Consider the following 17,099-nt stretch of genomic DNA (forward strand, 5'->3'; position numbering starts at 1 on the left):
ACAGATGAGTATACTGAAACATGAGCTCATCTGTCCGATTTTTAATGCGAAAAAACCGAGCGGCCGTGGTATGATTTTTGAACCACGGTCGCTCGGTTTTGTGTTATTGGCTCATGCCGGATTGTCCGCCTTGTGCGCCACCTTGTTTAAGTTTTTCAGGGTTTAAGATTTTATCTTCGACAACTGATTTAATATCACGATCTTTAAAGTCAACATCGTATTCTTTTAATAGATCTTTGTATGCATCAGTTAATAATTTTGGATTTTTTTGTACTTTCTGATCGACTAATTTTTCTTTCAGGCTTTGTTTTTCACTGTTAAAGTCTGTTGGTTTATCAGCTTTAATAATATGATATCCAAAACTTGATTTAACAACGTCTGATACTTCACCATCTTTAAGTTTGAATAGTGCTTTTTCAAAATCTTTATCAGTTTGTCCTTTAAGAACATAACCTAATTCGCCATCTTTTTTAGCTGAACCAGTATCCATTGATTCTTTTTTAGCGATTTCACCAAATTTACTTGGATCTTTTGAAACTTCTTTTTGAATTTCTTCAGCTTTTTGTTTCGCTTCTTTATCATCTAAGCCTTCTTTGTCGCTTTTCTTAGATTTAACTTTAATTAAAATGTGTGAAGCTTTCTTGCTGTCTTCTTTAATTTCAGAATCAGAGATTTTAATTTTATCTGATAGTAATTCTTTATGATAAGCAGCAGTACGTAAATTTTCTTTATATTTATCGGCTGTTAAACCTTGCTGTTGAAGGGCCTTTTCAAATTTATCTTTACCGCCGTATTGCTTTTGCATTTTTTCAATTTGTTCGTCAATCTTCTTATCATTAACTTTATTTTTATATTTATCAGCTAAAATTTTATTTAACATTTCAGTAAATGATGCATTTGCAATTTGATCTTTACCGATTTTTTTCATTGTATCTGCAACTGTTACATCTCCAGCTTTAGAAGAAATTAATGTATTTTCTTTAGAATCTGTGGCACTAGCGCCACAAGCGCCTAATAATAGAGCACTAGCTGTTACCGGAACGATTAATTTGTTTATCATCTTCATAGTTGAAACTCCTTTGTAAGTTAATCATCGTGAATATAACATAGTTTTATATTATCACCAATCAATAACCCATGACATCAGACTAGAGCATTAGGTTTAGGGGTAGTAATTGATGAAAATAAAAAAACAAGGTCTATATACATTTGATTGTAAGCTATTACATAGCCTAAAAACAAATAATAACACCTTGCTATAATTATTTTGTTATAAATGATATGGATTTTTAATTTTTTTCAAAATATTAATACCTGTACTATGTTCTTCTATATATTGTCCATAATTAGAAAATATAATTATTTTTAAATATAATAAATCTGTAATGGAAATACCGAAATTCAATGCCAATAAGAACATAAAATAATGTCCATATTGAGGGAATGAAATTGTTAGATAAACGAACATTGCAGATAAGATAATTAACGGCAATATTAAGTTAATGCAAAAATAAAATTTGTGTACAGGTTGATTGACGTAGGTATTATAGAATATAAGCCATTTTCTTTTAGTCAACTTATGAACTTTAAACGATTTTCTATATGGTAAGAAAAATAATAAATGTATACTTTTATGTAATGGATACGTCATAAATACAAGTAATAAAAAGATGAGAAAATGTCTATCTGATAATGGCGTATTAGATAAAAAATACATTACTTCATAACTAACTAAAAACATAATGATGGTTGCAACTGCACTCATAAATGCAATTCTAGGCAACCCAAATCGTGCATTGATATCAATTTGTCTTTTACATAAAAACATATCTTACGCCTCATCTCTTTTCAATATAAGTTAGATTATAACTAACTCAGGTTCAGTAATTCAATAGTAACATATCAAGTTAGAAGAATTGTTATATATGAAGAAAGGGACGACGTATTGTTTGATTTGAAACGCGAAAGTGGGGATTGGTAAAATTGGCTGATTGACTAGCGTAGAAGTAGAATGCAGAACAAATTTCTGCGAACACATATTCTTGCTAATAAAGCATCACTTATGAAAAAGGCGCGTGTGACATGAGTATTTGAAAACTTGAATAATATAAAAATGGATATGGCAGGGCATATGCAAAAGCATCTTTTGACCAACTAAGTCATACAAATGCTAAAAATATAGTGATATGTAATTATAATAAACACCAGATTAATTATTTGTGCAAGTAAGGTATATGTAATGTGCATATAAGGTTCGACTCAATGAAAATATAAGAATGTTATTTGTCGATAATGATTTAAGTAAAGCGTAATCAAAGTGCAAGGATAACACAATGAATCCTAAGCAATGTTTTCAATCAATTCATAAATATGATTTAAGTGGAAATCACTACAAACAACGTCTTCCTGTAATTTGTAAACATAAGTTCATTCGAGTTATAAAAAAGAGATGACAAGAAATATCTAATTTCTAATGTCATCTCTTTTATTTGGCATTTAATTTTAAAAAATAAATATGCTGTTACTAATAAAAATAGTTGTGATCGAGAACGTAACGTGCTACTTAGAAATTTCGTTTCCAATATCCTCGCCACGATTTTGTAAATTTTCGATGTGTGACTGTAAACGTTCAATATTAGGATTGATGTCAGATTTGAAGTTTCCAAGTAATGACTTAATTTCACCACCGATTGAACTACCAAATTCCGCACTTTCGTTTTTAATTTGAACACCATAGTTTAAAATGTCATTAAAACTTTGTTTAATCGTTTCAAATTCACGTTGTAGTTCTGATTTTGAACCAGTAGGGGCAGTACGATCGATCGTGTTGTTCTTGACACTTTTGTCGTCTCGTCCTTGAAGTGCAACTACAAAACCAGCTGCTACGCCAACACCGATACCGAATAGAATGCGTGATGCTTTCATTTATATTCTCCTCACTTTTAACATCTGTTATCTTGATAACTCATTTTGTTTAAAATTGCTAACCTTGATGTTATCACTTCAAACGCAATTGTTATAATATTAATCATATTATACCCGTTCGAGCTTAGATTAAGCATACATTTAAAATTGTGCTTGAATTTGTTCAGCAATTTGTTGTTTTGCATCGTTATCTAAAATATCTTCATGTGTTTCCCACTTATAACCAAATCCATCAATATCATTTTCATATCGAGGAATTAAGTGGAAATGAATATGAAATACAGATTGATCTGCAAACTCACCATTATTTTGAATAATGTTTAAACCATCAGGATTAAATGCACGCTTAATAGCATTTGCTACTTTAGGTAATGCTGCACCGATATGTTTCATTGTTTCTTCATCAGTTTCAAAGATATTAGCAGAAGCTTTTTTAGGAATTAATAACGTATGTCCTTTAGTAACTTGTGATATATCTAAAAAGGCATAGACATAATCGTCTTCATATACTTTAAAGCTAGGAATTTCTCCAGTTAAAATTTTGCCGAAAATTGTTTCTGACATGATGACTACACTCCTTTTCAACTTGTATTACCATTCATTATAACATTGTCGCTAAAAATTCGATATTAGGACATGTGTATTTAATATGAGCATTTTATAATTTTTGGTACAATATAAGTCATGGAGGTGCCTTATGACAGTTAAAGTAGAACAGCTTACAGGTGGATATGGAAAACGCCCTGTAATTAAAGATATAAATTTTGAATTAAACAAAGGCGAAATCGTTGGACTTATTGGCCTTAATGGCGCTGGTAAGAGTACAACGATTAAACATATGCTAGGATTGCTTACACCTATGGAAGGATCTCTATCAATTTCAGATATCAACATTAATGATGACATAGAGGCTTATAGAAGAAAGTTATCTTATATTCCGGAATCACCGGTTATTTATGAAGAACTCACATTAGAGGAACACATTGAGATGACAGCAATGGCATATGATATTGATCGTGATGAAGCGATGAATCGAGCAATGCCATTATTAAAGACATTCCGTTTAGAAAATGAATTGAAAGTTTTTCCGAGTCATTTTTCTAAGGGGATGAAACAAAAAGTCATGATTATTTGTGCGTTTATCGTTAATCCCGAATTGTATATTATAGACGAACCATTCCTTGGTCTAGATCCATTAGGAATTCAATCCATGTTAGATTTAATGGTTGAAAAGAAAAACGAAGGTAGAACCGTTCTAATGAGTACACATATTTTAGCAACAGCTGAACGTTATTGTGATCGTTTTATCATACTAGACGAAGGTGAAGTCGTTGCATTTGGAGATTTAGAAGCATTGAGACAACAAACTGGCTTACATAATCAAACGTTAGACGATATATATATTCATGTGACGCAAGGTGGAGATGTACATGCGTAACCAAGCGACCACATTATTTAATAAAAGATTACATGCCCTTCGTAAAGAGAAAAATTATTATAATAAGTTTATATTTAATGGTCATTTCATGGTCTTTTTACTTATTTTGCTGGGTGCATTTATTTTTGGATATGGTGAATGGTTAAAACATATTCCAACGAATATCAATTTTGCATTAATAGCAGCAGTGATTGTTGCGTTGACATCCATTTTTCCAATGCGACCACTCCTAAAAGAAGCGGATAAAATCTTTTTATTACCATTTGAAAAACACATGTCTCAATTTATGCGCCATGCGATTTTATATAGTTACTTTGCGCGCATATTAATCCAACTCATTATTGTTATTGTGATGTTCCCGTTGTTTTACAATATTAATCAACATAATGTGACATTTTATATTTGTTTTGGAGTCAGTGCATTAATTTTTCCATATGTTGGTTTACGCTTAAGATGGCAATGGTATCAATCGGGACTTAAAACGTGGCAAGTTAATTTAATATCATTCATCATCTTTGCTCTAACATATTACTTACTATTAGCTCCAAAATGGTACATCGCATTTGTGATGGTTGCTTTGCCTGTGTTAATAGAATTTTTAGTTAAAAAATATAAACCAGGTTTTTTGTATCCTTGGGAGAAAATGATTGCAATCGAACATCGACATCATATGAATTATTATAAATTTGTTAATATGTTCACCGATGTAAAACATTTGAAAGAATCTGCAGTCAGAAGAAGTTATCTAGATATACTTTTACCAGTTCCAAAGGGTAGTAAATTTAACTCTAATGCGATGTATTTATTCTTATTTATTAGAAGCTTTATAAGAGGGAGAGACGCATTTAATATTATTTTTAGATTAGTAATTATTGCAGTTTTACTTATGGTTTGGTTATCATATCCATTAGTGACAGCAATTATCGGGTGTTTATTTGTATATATTATATTGTTACAAATGGCACAATTTTATTCTCAACAAGTATATGGCTTATGGCCTCAAGTGTGGCCTGTACCTGAAGAGAAGGTAATCAAAGGGTATGAACAGTTTTTATATAGATTGATGTTTGTTATTTGTACTGTGTTTTCAGTGACATTTATTATAAAACATATGACGTTATTCTATGTTGTACTCATTTTCTATATTGTAGGTTTATTAACGATTAGAAGTATTATTAAAAAGTTAAAATATCAGGAAACATTATTACGAGACTAAAAAACTTCCATTGGCATGTATGTTGTAAAGGTGCATGTAATGTTGAACGCCAAATGATACGGCGTTCAGATTACATTAGCATCTATACGTTAACAGCATAACCAATGGAAGTTTTCTTCGAATCTATTCTTTTATTGGGTATAAATATCTTTCAAAATAACTTGAATGTTGTCCGCTTGAACCAAAGTAATGACTTAATGCTTCTTTTGAAAAATGATCTTTAAAAGCATCAGAATTTTTAAAGTCTTCATAAGTTTGTCGATCAGCAAAGCCAAAGTAAATTTTGTAAGTTGTACCTTTAACAGGTCTCAGCAATCGATAACTTTTAAAGCCACCAAAGTTTTTGAAATTGTCATCAACACTGATTAATTTCTTTTCAAGTTGATAAACATGGTCTTCAGTTGACGGAATAAAAATTGCGCAATAAAAATGATCTTCATTGAATGCGCCTATTTCTTTAATAACTTCATAAATTGAAGGTGATTTCAGTACAGTTTTTTCTTCAGTCTCTTCAAAAATCACCGATGAATCAGCAGTTGAAATTTGGAATAAATGATGAGATGGATTATTGATTTTTATCTGATTTAAAAATCCATATGTGCCATAAGATGTATATAATTTCTTCATATGAAAGGTCCCCCTTATGTTTTTATTTATTATACGACGATAAACTAGTCATTACCACTATTAATATACGGTTAAAGTTACTATAATAAGTCATGCAAGACAAAAAGATGTGGAGATAATCCATCAAGATTTTAAAATTTAAATGCACAAACAAATGATGTGTAATTTAATGTCAGTTTTATGACATTTATTTATTGAAAATACGAACGAATGAGCGATATGATAATATAGATAAGAATGATTTTAATTTAGGAGGCCTTTATGGTGCATAATAAAAACAATACAATTTTGAAAATGATTAAAGGTGAAGAAACGACACATACACCTGTTTGGTTTATGCGACAAGCTGGCCGTTCGCAACCAGAATATCGAAAATTGAAAGAAAAATATTCACTATTCGATATTACCCATCAGCCGGAGTTGTGCGCTTATGTTACACATTTACCAGTTGATAATTATCATACAGATGCAGCAATTTTATACAAAGATATTATGACACCATTAAAGCCAATTGGTGTCGATGTAGAAATTAAATCGGGTATTGGTCCAGTGATTCATAATCCTATCAAAACAATTCAAGATGTTGAGAAACTTTCTCAAATAGACCCCGAACGAGATGTACCATATGTATTAGATACAATTAAACTTTTAACAGAAGAAAAGTTAAATGTGCCGCTAATAGGATTTACTGGGGCACCATTTACATTAGCGTCATATATGATTGAAGGCGGACCATCGAAAAATTACAATTTTACAAAAGCGATGATGTATAGAGATGAAGCAACATGGTTTGCTTTAATGAATCATTTAGTTGATGTATCTGTTAAATATGTAACAGCTCAAGTCGAAGCAGGTGCCGAATTGATTCAAATTTTCGATTCATGGGTAGGTGCATTAAATGTCGAGGATTACAGACGTTACATTAAACCACATATGATTCGATTAATCAGTGAGGTTAAAGAAAAACATGATGTGCCGGTAATTTTATTCGGTGTAGGTGCCAGTCATTTAATCAATGAATGGAATGATTTGCCGATTGATGTATTAGGCCTAGATTGGAGAACGTCTATTAATCAGGCTCAACAATTAGGCGTTACTAAAACATTACAAGGGAATTTAGATCCATCAATTTTATTAGCACCATGGAATGTCATTGAAGAGAGATTGAAACCAATATTAGATCAAGGTATGGAGAACGGTAAACACATCTTTAATTTAGGACACGGTGTTTTCCCAGAAGTGCAACCAGAGACGTTACGTAAAGTAAGCGAATTCGTACACACATATACACAAAGATAATCATAGTATTACATTGAAGCACATGAAAGATAATTCATTTAAAGGAAGGTATTATCAATGACTAAAAAAATGGGATTATTAGTTATGGCTTATGGCACACCTTATAAAGAAAGTGACATAGAGCCATATTATACAGATATTAGACATGGTAAACGTCCATCTGAAGAAGAACTTCAAGATTTGAAAGATAGATATGAATTTATAGGTGGTTTATCACCATTAGCAGGTACAACAGATGACCAGGCTGATGCGCTAGTTTCAGCATTAAATAAAGCATATGCAGATGTTGAATTTAAACTATACTTAGGATTAAAACACATTTCACCATTTATCGAAGATGCGGTTGAACAAATGCACAATGATGGCATTACTGAAGCAATCACTGTAGTACTAGCACCACATTATTCTTCATTTTCAGTAGGATCATATGACAAACGTGCTGATGAAGAAGCTGCAAAATATGGTATTCAACTTACGCATGTGAAACATTATTATGAACAACCTAAATTTATTGAATATTGGACGAATGAAGTCAACGAAACATTAGCTCAAATACCGGAAGAGGAACATAAAGACACGGTATTAGTTGTTTCGGCACATAGTTTGCCGAAAGGTTTAATCGAAAAGAATAATGATCCATATCCACAAGAACTAGAACATACTGCGCTTTTAATTAAAGAACAATCTAATATTGAACATATCGCGATTGGTTGGCAATCTGAAGGTAATACTGGTACACCTTGGTTAGGGCCAGATGTACAAGATTTAACACGTGATTTATATGAAAAACATCAGTATAAAAACTTTATATATACGCCAGTAGGTTTTGTATGTGAGCATTTAGAGGTGCTTTATGACAATGATTATGAATGTAAAGTTGTTTGCGATGATATTGGTGCGAATTATTATCGTCCAAAAATGCCGAATACACATCCATTATTTATCGGTGCAATTGTTGATGAAATCAAGTCTATATTTTAATGACGAAAGAAGCGTGAAACGTTGTGACTAAATCAGTGGCTATTATAGGAGCGGGGATAACAGGTTTATCAAGTGCATATTTTTTAAAACAGCAAGATCCTAATATTGATGTAACCATCTTTGAAGCATCGAATCGTCCGGGGGGAAAGATTCAATCGTATCGTAAAGATGGTTATATGATTGAACTAGGGCCTGAATCTTATTTAGGTAGAAAAACGATCATGACAGAATTAGCGAAAGATATTGGATTAGAACAAGATATTGTTACAAATAAGACTGGACAATCTTATATTTTTGCGAAAAACAAATTGTATCCTATTCCAGGTGGATCAATTATGGGAATTCCGACAGATATCAAACCGTTTGTGACAACTAAATTAATTTCACCACTTGGAAAGTTAAGAGCAGGGTTAGATTTACTTAAAAAACCTACTCAAATGTGGGATGGTGACATTTCTGTTGGTGCATTTTTCAGAGCAAGATTAGGTAATGAGGTACTTGAGAATTTAATTGAGCCTTTAATGGGTGGTATTTATGGTACCGATATTGATAAATTAAGTTTGATGAGTACGTTTCCTAATTTTAAAGAAAAAGAAGAGGCATTCGGAAGTCTGATAAAGGGTATGAAGGATGAAAAAAATAAGCGTCTGAAACAAAGACAATTATATCCTGGCGCACCAAAAGGACAATTCAAACAATTTAAGCATGGTTTAAGTTCATTTATTGAAGCATTAGAACAAGATGTGAAAAATAAAGGTGTGACAATACGCTACAATACGTCAGTGGATGATATTATTACATCTCAAAAGCAATATAAAATTGTTTACAGTAATCAACAAGAAGATGTATTCGATGGGGTATTAGTGACAACACCACATCAAGTCTTTTTGAATTGGTTCGGGCAAGATCCAGCATTTGATTACTTTAAAACGATGGATAGTACGACTGTTGCAACTGTTGTATTGGCATTTGATGAAAAAGACATTGAAAATACTTATGATGGTACTGGCTTTGTGATTGCGAGAACGAGTGATACAGACATTACCGCATGTACTTGGACATCGAAAAAATGGCCATTTACTACACCAGAAGGTAAGGTTTTGATTCGTGCTTATGTAGGTAAACCAGGTGATACTGTGGTTGATGATCATACAGATGATGAATTAGTATCGCTTGTACGTAGAGATTTAAGTCAAATGATGACATTTAAAGGCGATCCTGAATTTACAATTGTCAATCGTTTGCCGAAAAGTATGCCACAGTACCATGTTGGTCACATTCAACAAATTAGACAGATTCAAGCACATATTAAACAAACATATCCACGACTTAGAGTAACTGGTGCATCTTTTGAAGCGGTTGGACTACCTGATTGTATTACGCAAGGTAAAGTTGCTGCTGAAGAAGTAATCGCAGAGTTGTAAGTTAATTGCTGGATGGTGTTGGTGTAGGTGCTATGCCTTTAGATAATGTTTGATGAAATATAGTCATTTTTAAGTTATATAATGGTGGAAGTAATGTGTAAATTATGATACTTTCAGCGGGAATTATTTCATGAAACTGTGGCAGAGACAAAGGTTTAGCTATTATTGAATGATATTGAAATGATGACAATGCACTTTAATTAGAAATGTCACTTTGCGATATAACATTTCTAATTAAGGTGTTTTTATTTTACAATTATAGGTAATCATTCATTTTTTAAATAGAAAAGAAGTAGTAAGTTGAAAGGAGAGAATGAGATGACAGATGTAATCATTGTACATTCTATGCATGGAAATAGTAGAAATCATTGGTATCAGTGGTTGGAGCATAACTTAACTTTAGAAGGATATGACGTAACATTATTTAATTTTGAATCCCCTGAAGCGAATACAGTGGAACAGTGGATTGAAGCTATGACGAAACAAATTAATGTACGCAAAAAGGATACATATTTTGTAACACATGGTTTAGGTTCAATCACAGCTTTAAAATATATTGAAATGATTGATCAGCCGATTGAAGGCTTTTTTAGTATAGCGGGCTTTAAAGAAGATGCAGAAAATATAGATTTAGATATTGATTTAAGTAATGTAACCATTGATTACGATAATATTAAAAAGAAAGTTGACAATTTTTACGGATTGAGTTCTAAAAATGACAAATACGTTTCATATAAAGAAACTCAGCGTTTAATGAATGCATTAGAGGGGAACTTGCGAATCGTGGAAGATGGAGGGCATTTCTTAGAAGAGGATGGCTTCGAAACATTTACAGCGTTGCAAGATCGGATGCAAGATTACATGACACGATAGGTAATGTATTGTTGTGTTATGTTGTGTCAGTAAGTAGTTGCTGATTTTGAAAAAATTGTGGTAATTGAGGCGCCAAGCAATGTCTTAGGGCTACAATGTTATATTGGTAGTTGCTGACTGAATGAATATGCGGTTGTAACAAACTTTTATAATTTCTTTTTCAGAAGGTATAGGCGTTATAAACTTTATAATTTCTATACCTTTTAAAATGCTGTAACACTATTTATGACAACTATTAGACACTTATATGATAAAAGGGAATAAGAAGCGTTTTTTTACACAAAAAACTTTAAAAATGTCGTTGACGTATACTACAAAAATGAATATACTAATATTTGTGTTCAACAGAGAACATGTTGCTACGATATTTAAGTAATTATTTAAGAGATAACATTTAAATTAAATTCAAAAAGTTCTTGACTTTAGGTTTTTGATTATGGTATATTAATTAGGTAATTCAAAATAATATTAGCGCGGGATGGAGCAGTTCGGTAGCTCGTCGGGCTCATAACCCGAAGGTCGGTGGTTCAAATCCGCCTCCCGCAATACATAGTTTTTAATTTAATAGGTCTCGTAGTGTAGCGGTTAACACGCCTGCCTGTCACGCAGGAGATCGCGGGTTCGATTCCCGTCGAGACCGCCATTATTATTACCATTACGGTTCAGTAGCTCAGTTGGTAGAGCAATGGATTGAAGCTCCATGTGTCGGCAGTTCGACTCTGTCCTGAACCATTCTTAATTCATGGCGGTTGTGGTGAAGTGGTTAACACATCGGATTGTGGTTCCGACATTCGAGGGTTCGATCCCCTTCAGCCGCCCCATAATCGTTTACATTAGCGGGTGTAGTTTAATGGCAAAACCTCAGCCTTCCAAGCTGATGTTGTGGGTTCGATTCCCATCACCCGCTCCATTATTTTCTATTATTCCACAGTAGCTCAGTGGTAGAGCTATCGGCTGTTAACCGATCGGTCGTAGGTTCGAGTCCTACCTGTGGAGCCATGGCTCCTTGGTCAAGCGGTTAAGACACCGCCCTTTCACGGCGGTAACACGGGTTCGAGTCCCGTAGGAGTCATACAAACAGAAGTGAAATATCGCTTCTGTTTTTTTATTACATATTTATTGTTGAGGAGAGTTGTCCGAGTTGGCCGAAGGAGCACGCCTGGAAAGTGTGTAGGCGCCACAAGCGTCTCGAGGGTTCGAATCCCTCACTCTCTGTTATTTGCCTATCCCTCGTTAAATCTCGTTAAACAAAACATTGATTTAACAGGGATTTGTTATTTTCCGTTATTTTTCGATTTATATCGTAGAAGAATTTTAACGTTCCCGAAACGTTCCCAAGACATGCTTATTTTGTATATAACGTCCCCGAAAATTAATCTAACGTTCCCGTCATATTTTCCAATGCATTGAGCGCTTTTCCCTTTTCTTTTTGTTCAATTTCATCTAATAAATGAGAATAAACGTCCATAGTAGTCTTTATGCTTTTGTGACCTAATCTTTTTGAAATATAATAAATAGAAACATCATTGTGTAATAGATAAGAGCAATGGGTGTGTCTAATGCTGTGCAATGTGTATTTGCCAATGCGTTTTTCTAAACAGTATTTTTGCATAACTTTTGTTACTGCGTTATGCGTAATTAGTGAAGTACCAGTGTTGAATAATTGGGTAGTTAGACTAATTGGCATTTCAGCTAAAGTATTTTTTAAAATTTTCATATCAGTCTTAGGTATATCAACCGTTCTGTCAGATGTTTCTGTTTTAGTACCTGGCAGATGAATTGTACAATTCTTATAATCTAAATCAGAGGTACATAAGCGTTGTACTTCGCCAAAGCGTCCACCAGTGATGATTAAAATATAAATAAACAAATAAGATTGAATAGGGGTCTTAGAAACATATTCCTTCAGATTGATAAAGTCTTTAATACTCATAAACTTTTCTTCTTCACGCTGTGCTGGAATACTACCTTTAACAACAACTTTATATGTAGGATCTTTATGAATTAATCCTTCTTGAATCGCATCGTCGATAGGTTGTTTTAAGCAGTTGTGAATCTTTCTGACTGTTTCTGTTGAATGGTTAGAACCATACCATTTAATAAATTTTCGATAAAATGTAGTGTTTAAATCTGATAAAACAAGATTACTAATATTTTCAACTTCTAAAAATGTTTTAAATTGATTGATTGCGTTTTTGAAAGTTGCATAAGCTTTATCTGTAATAACACCTTCTTTGTTAACTTTAATCCAATCATTATAATAATCAATAAATGATGTTTTATTATTAATTTTAAAACCTTTCATCACTTTATTACGTGCTATAGATTCTGCTTGTACTGCCTCACGTTTAGTTGTAAAACCTTTCTTTTTATATCGTTTACCTTCATGCCCAAAGTCATAATACCATTTACCTTTACCATATTTATTTACTGACAAGATTATCCCTCCTCAAAATTGGCAAAAAATAATAAGGGTAGGTGGGCTACCCGTGAAAATTGTATAAAAAAAGAGAGAGCGCAGATGCACCCTCTCATGTCGCAAATATTTCAGCGACTTGTCTAATTTGAAGCTTGCCGCAAATATTTCAGCGGCTTGTTTTGTATATATGTAATATACCATCAAAGAGAGTGTAGTACAAGCGATTTAACTAAGAAATCTATTTTTTATACTATTTTCAATTTTATCTACTGTTTCTTTTGAATATGATATTTCTCCGGCAGGGTCATACCTATTAATTTTCGATATTCTATCCTTGCTGATTGTAGTGATATTTAAAACATTAGCATAGGTCTTTTTATACTTGAATCGCTCATATCTTTTGCGAACCTTCGAATATTTTTTGAAGTCGTCATTCAGCGATTTGTTTTCATCAAGTAATTTTTGATCGTATGGGTTTTCTGCTTTTGACACCTTTTCAAGATTGTTCATGATTTTTTTACTTTCTTCTTTTTTGTCTGTATCGTTACTACCACATGCGCCTAACACCAACGTACTTGCTAATAGTAAACCTAATAATCTTTTCATTTTCATTTCTCCTTTGTTTATATTTCCTTATATTTAAAAACTCTCAACGGCTCAAATGTAACTGAGTATAATAAAAGGGTACTAGGTACCCCTTGAAATTATTTATCTAAATTATCTACTGCATAACGTGCCTGTTCTTCTGTGAATCCTTCAACACTTGAAGTAAGTTGATTGTAAATGGCATCATTAGACATGTTTTGTGTTTTTGCATAATCTTTAGCTTTTGCTAAAGCGTTCTTTTTATAGTCTGCTTTCAAATTATCAACAGCGTATTTAGCGTCAGCTTCTTTAAAACCATCAGCTTCAGATATTAATTGATTATAAATACCATCTTTAGACATATGCATCACACTAGAATATGTTTTAGCTTTGTTTAAAGCAGATTTTTGTTCACGTGTAGCATTTTTATCAATTTTAGTTTCTGAATTACTACCACTTCCGCCATTGTTTACATCGTTTACTACAGCACCAGTACAAGCAGAAATTCCTATTATAATTAATATTAATAAGACTAGACAGCCACCACAGCCAAATAACCAACCTTTTTTGCGCTTTTTCTTCTTTTCCTCATCTTGTTGCTTTTGATACTCTTGAAATTGCTCCCATTGTTGTCTATGTTGTTCTTGTGAGTTCTTTTCTTCCATCGTTCTTTCTCCTTTAATGAATATTATATATTAAAATGCCAATACGACATTTAATAAAATAGTTTTTGACTTGCTACAACCCTGCCTACAATCTTGACCTCGTCATCTTTTCCATACACTTGTGGATAGTGACTAGGATTATTTGACTCAGGAATTAAAATAATTTGATCATTATTGTAACGTATTCTTTTGACAGTACCGTTGTAACCATTGACTAGTACAACACCTAGTTGACCATTCTCAACAGTCGAATCCTTTTCAACAACTACAACGTCTCCGTCTTGAAAGAGTTTGTCCATGCTATCTCCAGACACTTTCAAACCGAACTCTTCTTTATTAGAATTCAAATTTTTAGTAGCAAAGTATATGTAGTCGATTAAATTTTCTTCTGTGTAAATAGGCATTCCTGCAGATATCCGCGATACAACCGGTATCTTTTTAACTGGTAGTGTGTCGAGTTGTACTATTTTGTTAGGTGATTCAACAAGTGATGATTTTTCTACTCCGAAGTATTTGGCTAACATTTCAATTTTGTCTATTCTTGGGTATGTTTTTGCGTTAATCCAATCTGACAAAGTTGTATAACTTATTTTTAAATCTCTAGATAATTTATTTCTATCAACATTGTTTTCTTTCATGAGGCGAGAAATATTTTTTGCCATAATTTCTTTGTTGCCTAACATTATAATTTCAATCCCTTCATCTAATATTACAACCTCATTATACGGCTTAATCGTAAAATATACAAGAAGAAAAATAAAATTACGGTTTAAGTGTTGACATTACGTTTAAACCGTAATATACTTAAGTCAGTTCTTAAGCAAGGAGGTACTACAATGACACAAATCATCGTTAAAAAAGAACCGGTAACATTAAAGACACTGAGAGCTAAATATGATTTGACTCAAGCTAAAGCTGGCGCTAAAGTTGGTGTGTCTGCTGATGTGTGGCATAACTGGGAGAAAGGGAAAACTTTCCCTAATGTTCCTCAGTTAAAAAAGATAGAAGAAGAGTTTGATATATCTTATGATGACATTATTTTTTTGATCAAAAATAACGGTTAAACCGTAATAGGAGGAAGCCCAAATGCAAGAATTACAAATAGTAGAACAGAACGAGACACATTATGTAGATAGTAGAGAAGTAGCAGAAATGGTAGGAAAGCGACACGACCACTTAGTAAGAGACATCGGTAATTATTTAGATGTAATTTTACAAAACCCAAATTTGGGGGCTGATGATTTCTTCGTGGAAAGTTCATATCAAGCAGGAACAGGTAAGCAATACAAACACTACTTATTAACCAAAAAAGGTTGCGACATAGTGGCAAACAAGATGACAGGTAGTAAAGGCGTTTTGTTTACTGCAACTTATGTTGATGCATTCCATAAAATGGATGAATACATTAAACAACAAGCACAGCTTAATGTACCACAAACACCAATGCAAGCATTAGAGATGATGTTCAAAGCACAAAAAGACCAAGAACAGTTTAACAAACAAATGCAACAAGAAATCACAGGCATTCGTCACATTGTCGGTATTGAAACAAAAAACTGGCGTAACGACACAAACAAAATGTTATCTGCGATTGCGCAACATTTAGGTGGCGGAGCAATGCACCAGAAAGTTAAGTCTGAAGCATATAAAGCTTTAGAAGAAAAAGGACGCTGTAATTTAAAAATTCGTATGCAGAACCGCAAAGGCAAAATGCTAGCGAATGGTGCAACGAAAACCCAGATTAACAAGTTGTCAAAATTAGATGTGATTACTGATGAACCTAGATTGGTTGAGATATACATTTCAGTGATTAAGAGTATGGCGATTAAATACGGTGTAGATATTAGCCAATTTGAAATTTAAACAAACAACTTAATAGGAGGAACTACAAATGTTACAAAAATTTAGAATCGCTAAAGAAAAAAATAAATTAAAACTCAAATTACTAAAGCATGCTAGTTACTGTTTGGAAACAAGTAACAACCCTGAACTGTTGCGAGCAGTTGCAGAGTTGCTTAAAGAGATTAATCGATAAATTAGAGAACTAATCATCGTTTCAGTTCTCGTCATATAAGTAATTAGCAATTACGTAAAGTGTTAAAAGAGTTGCTATTACATTAAAAAACATAAAGTAGTTCACATATTGGTCAAGTATCGTTCTAACCATAACCGGAGATGTTACTCCGATAGCAGAACCGACAGAAACCTTTTTTATAAATTTTGCAGAAGGAGAAATAAAAATATGATTGAGCGATTCATTGAATACACTATTGTATTTCTCAGTATTTACGTCATCTATTGGATGGGCAGAATCGACGGTTTTACCAAGAACAGGGACATCGACAGTATCGACAAAAGAATTTCTCAAATGAGTGCTAACTTTGCGGACTTCATCCTCCGGAAAGCTGTTAGAACTTATGAATTCATCAAGAATTTTTTCAGAAAATAAATTAGTTTTGAACATTGGATGATTCTTAGTTACTCGATGCATATAGGAAGCCCAATCAGATAATTTCGATTGGTTGATTCTAAGATCATTCATAGTATTTACGACTTTAGCGTAAGTTTCAATAGGCAACTTAGACAAGATGGCTTGATTTTTCTTTATTAAATCTAATTGTCGTTGAGTGAGATTTATATTATCCAT

The 17,099-nt window shown here is 32.8% G+C and carries 20 protein-coding genes and 8 tRNA genes; 18 read left to right on the forward strand and 10 right to left on the reverse strand.

From position 1 onward, the window contains the following. Positions 1-103: 103 nt before the first annotated feature. The 4 genes from prsA to JV528_RS04585 all read right to left on the reverse strand — a co-directional run bounded on the left by prsA (position 104) and on the right by JV528_RS04585 (position 3,489). Positions 104-1,066: a peptidylprolyl isomerase PrsA gene (gene prsA / locus JV528_RS04570; protein WP_000782119.1), complete on the reverse strand. Its 963-nt coding sequence runs from the start codon at positions 1,064-1,066 to the stop codon at positions 104-106. 204 nt (positions 1,067-1,270) lie between these two features. Next, a complete protein-coding gene (locus JV528_RS04575) occupies positions 1,271-1,828 on the reverse strand; it encodes a DUF3267 domain-containing protein (RefSeq protein WP_000477959.1) in 558 nt (185 codons plus the stop codon). 731 nt (positions 1,829-2,559) lie between these two features. Next, positions 2,560-2,925 (reverse strand): YtxH domain-containing protein, encoded by a 366-nt coding sequence (locus tag JV528_RS04580; protein ID WP_000648118.1) that lies wholly within the window; start codon positions 2,923-2,925, stop codon positions 2,560-2,562. Between the two features lie 141 nt (positions 2,926-3,066). Further along, entirely contained in the window at positions 3,067-3,489 is a 423-nt protein-coding gene (locus JV528_RS04585; RefSeq protein ID WP_000004981.1) for an HIT family protein, read from the reverse strand. A 133-nt stretch (positions 3,490-3,622) separates the two neighbouring features. Between JV528_RS04585 and ecsA the strand changes: the two genes are divergently transcribed. Beyond that, entirely contained in the window at positions 3,623-4,363 is a 741-nt protein-coding gene (ecsA, locus tag JV528_RS04590) for an ABC transporter ATP-binding protein EcsA (RefSeq protein WP_000216874.1), read from the forward strand. Next, entirely contained in the window at positions 4,356-5,579 is a 1,224-nt protein-coding gene (gene ecsB, locus JV528_RS04595; protein ID WP_204177368.1) for an ABC transporter permease EcsB, read from the forward strand. Before ecsA ends, ecsB begins: the two co-directional genes overlap by 8 nt. Positions 5,580-5,702: 123 nt before the next feature. On the opposite strand, the gene traP is transcribed toward ecsB, so the two are convergent. Next, positions 5,703-6,206: a signal transduction protein TRAP gene (traP, locus tag JV528_RS04600; RefSeq protein WP_204177370.1), complete on the reverse strand. Its 504-nt coding sequence runs from the start codon at positions 6,204-6,206 to the stop codon at positions 5,703-5,705. A 185-nt stretch (positions 6,207-6,391) separates the two neighbouring features. Between traP and JV528_RS04605 the strand changes: the two genes are divergently transcribed. The 13 genes from JV528_RS04605 (at position 6,392) to JV528_RS04665 (ending at position 11,998) form a co-directional block, all read left to right on the forward strand. Next, positions 6,392-6,478: a hypothetical protein gene (locus JV528_RS04605; RefSeq protein WP_031875110.1), complete on the forward strand. Its 87-nt coding sequence runs from the start codon at positions 6,392-6,394 to the stop codon at positions 6,476-6,478. After that, on the forward strand, positions 6,468-7,505 hold the full coding sequence (hemE, locus tag JV528_RS04610) for a uroporphyrinogen decarboxylase (protein ID WP_000233540.1): 1,038 nt from the start codon (positions 6,468-6,470) through the stop codon (positions 7,503-7,505). The genes JV528_RS04605 and hemE overlap by 11 nt, the downstream gene beginning before the upstream one ends. Positions 7,506-7,562: 57 nt before the next feature. After that, complete coding sequence (gene hemH, locus JV528_RS04615) at positions 7,563-8,486, forward strand: ferrochelatase (RefSeq protein ID WP_000162878.1); 924 nt, start codon at positions 7,563-7,565, stop codon at positions 8,484-8,486. 23 nt (positions 8,487-8,509) lie between these two features. Then, positions 8,510-9,910 carry a protoporphyrinogen oxidase gene (gene hemY, locus JV528_RS04620; RefSeq protein ID WP_204177372.1) on the forward strand — a complete coding sequence of 467 codons (1,401 nt, stop codon included), beginning with the start codon at positions 8,510-8,512 and terminating at the stop codon, positions 9,908-9,910. 318 nt (positions 9,911-10,228) lie between these two features. Beyond that, positions 10,229-10,783, forward strand: a complete 555-nt coding sequence (locus JV528_RS04625; RefSeq protein ID WP_000132894.1) for an RBBP9/YdeN family alpha/beta hydrolase — start codon at positions 10,229-10,231, stop codon at positions 10,781-10,783. 472 nt (positions 10,784-11,255) lie between these two features. Next, positions 11,256-11,329, forward strand: a tRNA-Met gene (locus JV528_RS04630). Between the two features lie 21 nt (positions 11,330-11,350). Beyond that, positions 11,351-11,426 (forward strand) — tRNA-Asp (locus tag JV528_RS04635). A gap of 16 nt (positions 11,427-11,442) precedes the next feature. Next, positions 11,443-11,515 (forward strand) — tRNA-Phe (locus tag JV528_RS04640). Between the two features lie 13 nt (positions 11,516-11,528). Next, positions 11,529-11,604: transfer RNA gene (locus JV528_RS04645), tRNA-His, on the forward strand. Positions 11,605-11,619: 15 nt separating this feature from the next. Next, positions 11,620-11,693: transfer RNA gene (locus tag JV528_RS04650), tRNA-Gly, on the forward strand. Between the two features lie 14 nt (positions 11,694-11,707). Continuing rightward, a tRNA-Asn gene (locus JV528_RS04655) sits at positions 11,708-11,782 on the forward strand. A 1-nt stretch (position 11,783) separates the two neighbouring features. Then, positions 11,784-11,855, forward strand: a tRNA-Glu gene (locus JV528_RS04660). Between the two features lie 54 nt (positions 11,856-11,909). Then, positions 11,910-11,998, forward strand: a tRNA-Ser gene (locus tag JV528_RS04665). A 157-nt stretch (positions 11,999-12,155) separates the two neighbouring features. Here JV528_RS04665 and JV528_RS04670 read toward each other — a convergent pair. The 4 genes from JV528_RS04670 to JV528_RS04685 all read right to left on the reverse strand — a co-directional run bounded on the left by JV528_RS04670 (position 12,156) and on the right by JV528_RS04685 (position 15,135). Continuing rightward, positions 12,156-13,220: a tyrosine-type recombinase/integrase gene (locus tag JV528_RS04670; protein WP_137042379.1), complete on the reverse strand. Its 1,065-nt coding sequence runs from the start codon at positions 13,218-13,220 to the stop codon at positions 12,156-12,158. Positions 13,221-13,427: 207 nt separating this feature from the next. Continuing rightward, positions 13,428-13,808, reverse strand: coding sequence for a hypothetical protein (locus JV528_RS04675; protein WP_239469919.1), 381 nt, complete (start codon positions 13,806-13,808; stop codon positions 13,428-13,430). Between the two features lie 98 nt (positions 13,809-13,906). After that, positions 13,907-14,452 carry an Ltp family lipoprotein gene (locus JV528_RS04680; RefSeq protein ID WP_031904591.1) on the reverse strand — a complete coding sequence of 182 codons (546 nt, stop codon included), beginning with the start codon at positions 14,450-14,452 and terminating at the stop codon, positions 13,907-13,909. A gap of 50 nt (positions 14,453-14,502) precedes the next feature. Continuing rightward, complete coding sequence (locus tag JV528_RS04685) at positions 14,503-15,135, reverse strand: LexA family protein (RefSeq protein ID WP_204177374.1); 633 nt, start codon at positions 15,133-15,135, stop codon at positions 14,503-14,505. A 153-nt stretch (positions 15,136-15,288) separates the two neighbouring features. On the opposite strand from JV528_RS04685, the gene JV528_RS04690 reads away from it, so the two are divergent. Genes JV528_RS04690 through JV528_RS04700 form a run of 3 tightly spaced genes read left to right on the forward strand, consistent with a single transcriptional unit; the run spans position 15,289 to position 16,487 of the window. Beyond that, a complete protein-coding gene (locus JV528_RS04690) occupies positions 15,289-15,516 on the forward strand; it encodes a helix-turn-helix transcriptional regulator (RefSeq protein ID WP_023604791.1) in 228 nt (75 codons plus the stop codon). A gap of 22 nt (positions 15,517-15,538) precedes the next feature. Further along, positions 15,539-16,315 carry a Rha family transcriptional regulator gene (locus tag JV528_RS04695; protein ID WP_204177376.1) on the forward strand — a complete coding sequence of 259 codons (777 nt, stop codon included), beginning with the start codon at positions 15,539-15,541 and terminating at the stop codon, positions 16,313-16,315. A gap of 28 nt (positions 16,316-16,343) precedes the next feature. Then, the gene (locus tag JV528_RS04700) at positions 16,344-16,487 is read left to right on the forward strand and encodes a hypothetical protein (RefSeq protein WP_204177378.1); all 144 of its coding nucleotides are present in this window, start codon (positions 16,344-16,346) and stop codon (positions 16,485-16,487) included. 21 nt (positions 16,488-16,508) lie between these two features. Here JV528_RS04700 and JV528_RS04705 read toward each other — a convergent pair whose 3' ends face one another. After that, a complete protein-coding gene (locus JV528_RS04705) occupies positions 16,509-17,099 on the reverse strand; it encodes a hypothetical protein (RefSeq protein WP_204177380.1) in 591 nt (196 codons plus the stop codon).

Origin of the sequence: Staphylococcus sp. GDB20D11A, assembly GCF_016893255.1 — a bacterium.
In the GTDB taxonomy this organism is placed as follows: Bacteria; Bacillota; Bacilli; order Staphylococcales; family Staphylococcaceae; genus Staphylococcus; species Staphylococcus aureus.

What these genes read in the sequence shown, in the direction of transcription:
- prsA (WP_000782119.1), bottom strand. Translation starts at nt 1,066, where the DNA reads ATGAAGATGATAAACAAATTAATCGTTCCGGTAACAGCTAGTGCTCTA.
- JV528_RS04575 (WP_000477959.1), bottom strand. Translation starts at nt 1,828, where the DNA reads ATGTTTTTATGTAAAAGACAAATTGATATCAATGCACGATTTGGGTTG.
- JV528_RS04580 (WP_000648118.1), bottom strand. Translation starts at nt 2,925, where the DNA reads ATGAAAGCATCACGCATTCTATTCGGTATCGGTGTTGGCGTAGCAGCT.
- JV528_RS04585 (WP_000004981.1), bottom strand. Translation starts at nt 3,489, where the DNA reads ATGTCAGAAACAATTTTCGGCAAAATTTTAACTGGAGAAATTCCTAGC.
- ecsA (WP_000216874.1), top strand. Translation starts at nt 3,623, where the DNA reads ATGACAGTTAAAGTAGAACAGCTTACAGGTGGATATGGAAAACGCCCT.
- ecsB (WP_204177368.1), top strand. Translation starts at nt 4,356, where the DNA reads ATGCGTAACCAAGCGACCACATTATTTAATAAAAGATTACATGCCCTT.
- traP (WP_204177370.1), bottom strand. Translation starts at nt 6,206, where the DNA reads ATGAAGAAATTATATACATCTTATGGCACATATGGATTTTTAAATCAG.
- hemE (WP_000233540.1), top strand. Translation starts at nt 6,468, where the DNA reads ATGGTGCATAATAAAAACAATACAATTTTGAAAATGATTAAAGGTGAA.
- hemH (WP_000162878.1), top strand. Translation starts at nt 7,563, where the DNA reads ATGACTAAAAAAATGGGATTATTAGTTATGGCTTATGGCACACCTTAT.
- JV528_RS04625 (WP_000132894.1), top strand. Translation starts at nt 10,229, where the DNA reads ATGACAGATGTAATCATTGTACATTCTATGCATGGAAATAGTAGAAAT.
- JV528_RS04675 (WP_239469919.1), bottom strand. Translation starts at nt 13,808, where the DNA reads ATGAAAAGATTATTAGGTTTACTATTAGCAAGTACGTTGGTGTTAGGC.
- JV528_RS04680 (WP_031904591.1), bottom strand. Translation starts at nt 14,452, where the DNA reads ATGGAAGAAAAGAACTCACAAGAACAACATAGACAACAATGGGAGCAA.
- JV528_RS04685 (WP_204177374.1), bottom strand. Translation starts at nt 15,135, where the DNA reads ATGTTAGGCAACAAAGAAATTATGGCAAAAAATATTTCTCGCCTCATG.
- JV528_RS04690 (WP_023604791.1), top strand. Translation starts at nt 15,289, where the DNA reads ATGACACAAATCATCGTTAAAAAAGAACCGGTAACATTAAAGACACTG.
- JV528_RS04695 (WP_204177376.1), top strand. Translation starts at nt 15,539, where the DNA reads ATGCAAGAATTACAAATAGTAGAACAGAACGAGACACATTATGTAGAT.
- JV528_RS04700 (WP_204177378.1), top strand. Translation starts at nt 16,344, where the DNA reads ATGTTACAAAAATTTAGAATCGCTAAAGAAAAAAATAAATTAAAACTC.
- JV528_RS04705 (WP_204177380.1), bottom strand. Translation starts at nt 17,099, where the DNA reads ATGGATAATATAAATCTCACTCAACGACAATTAGATTTAATAAAGAAA.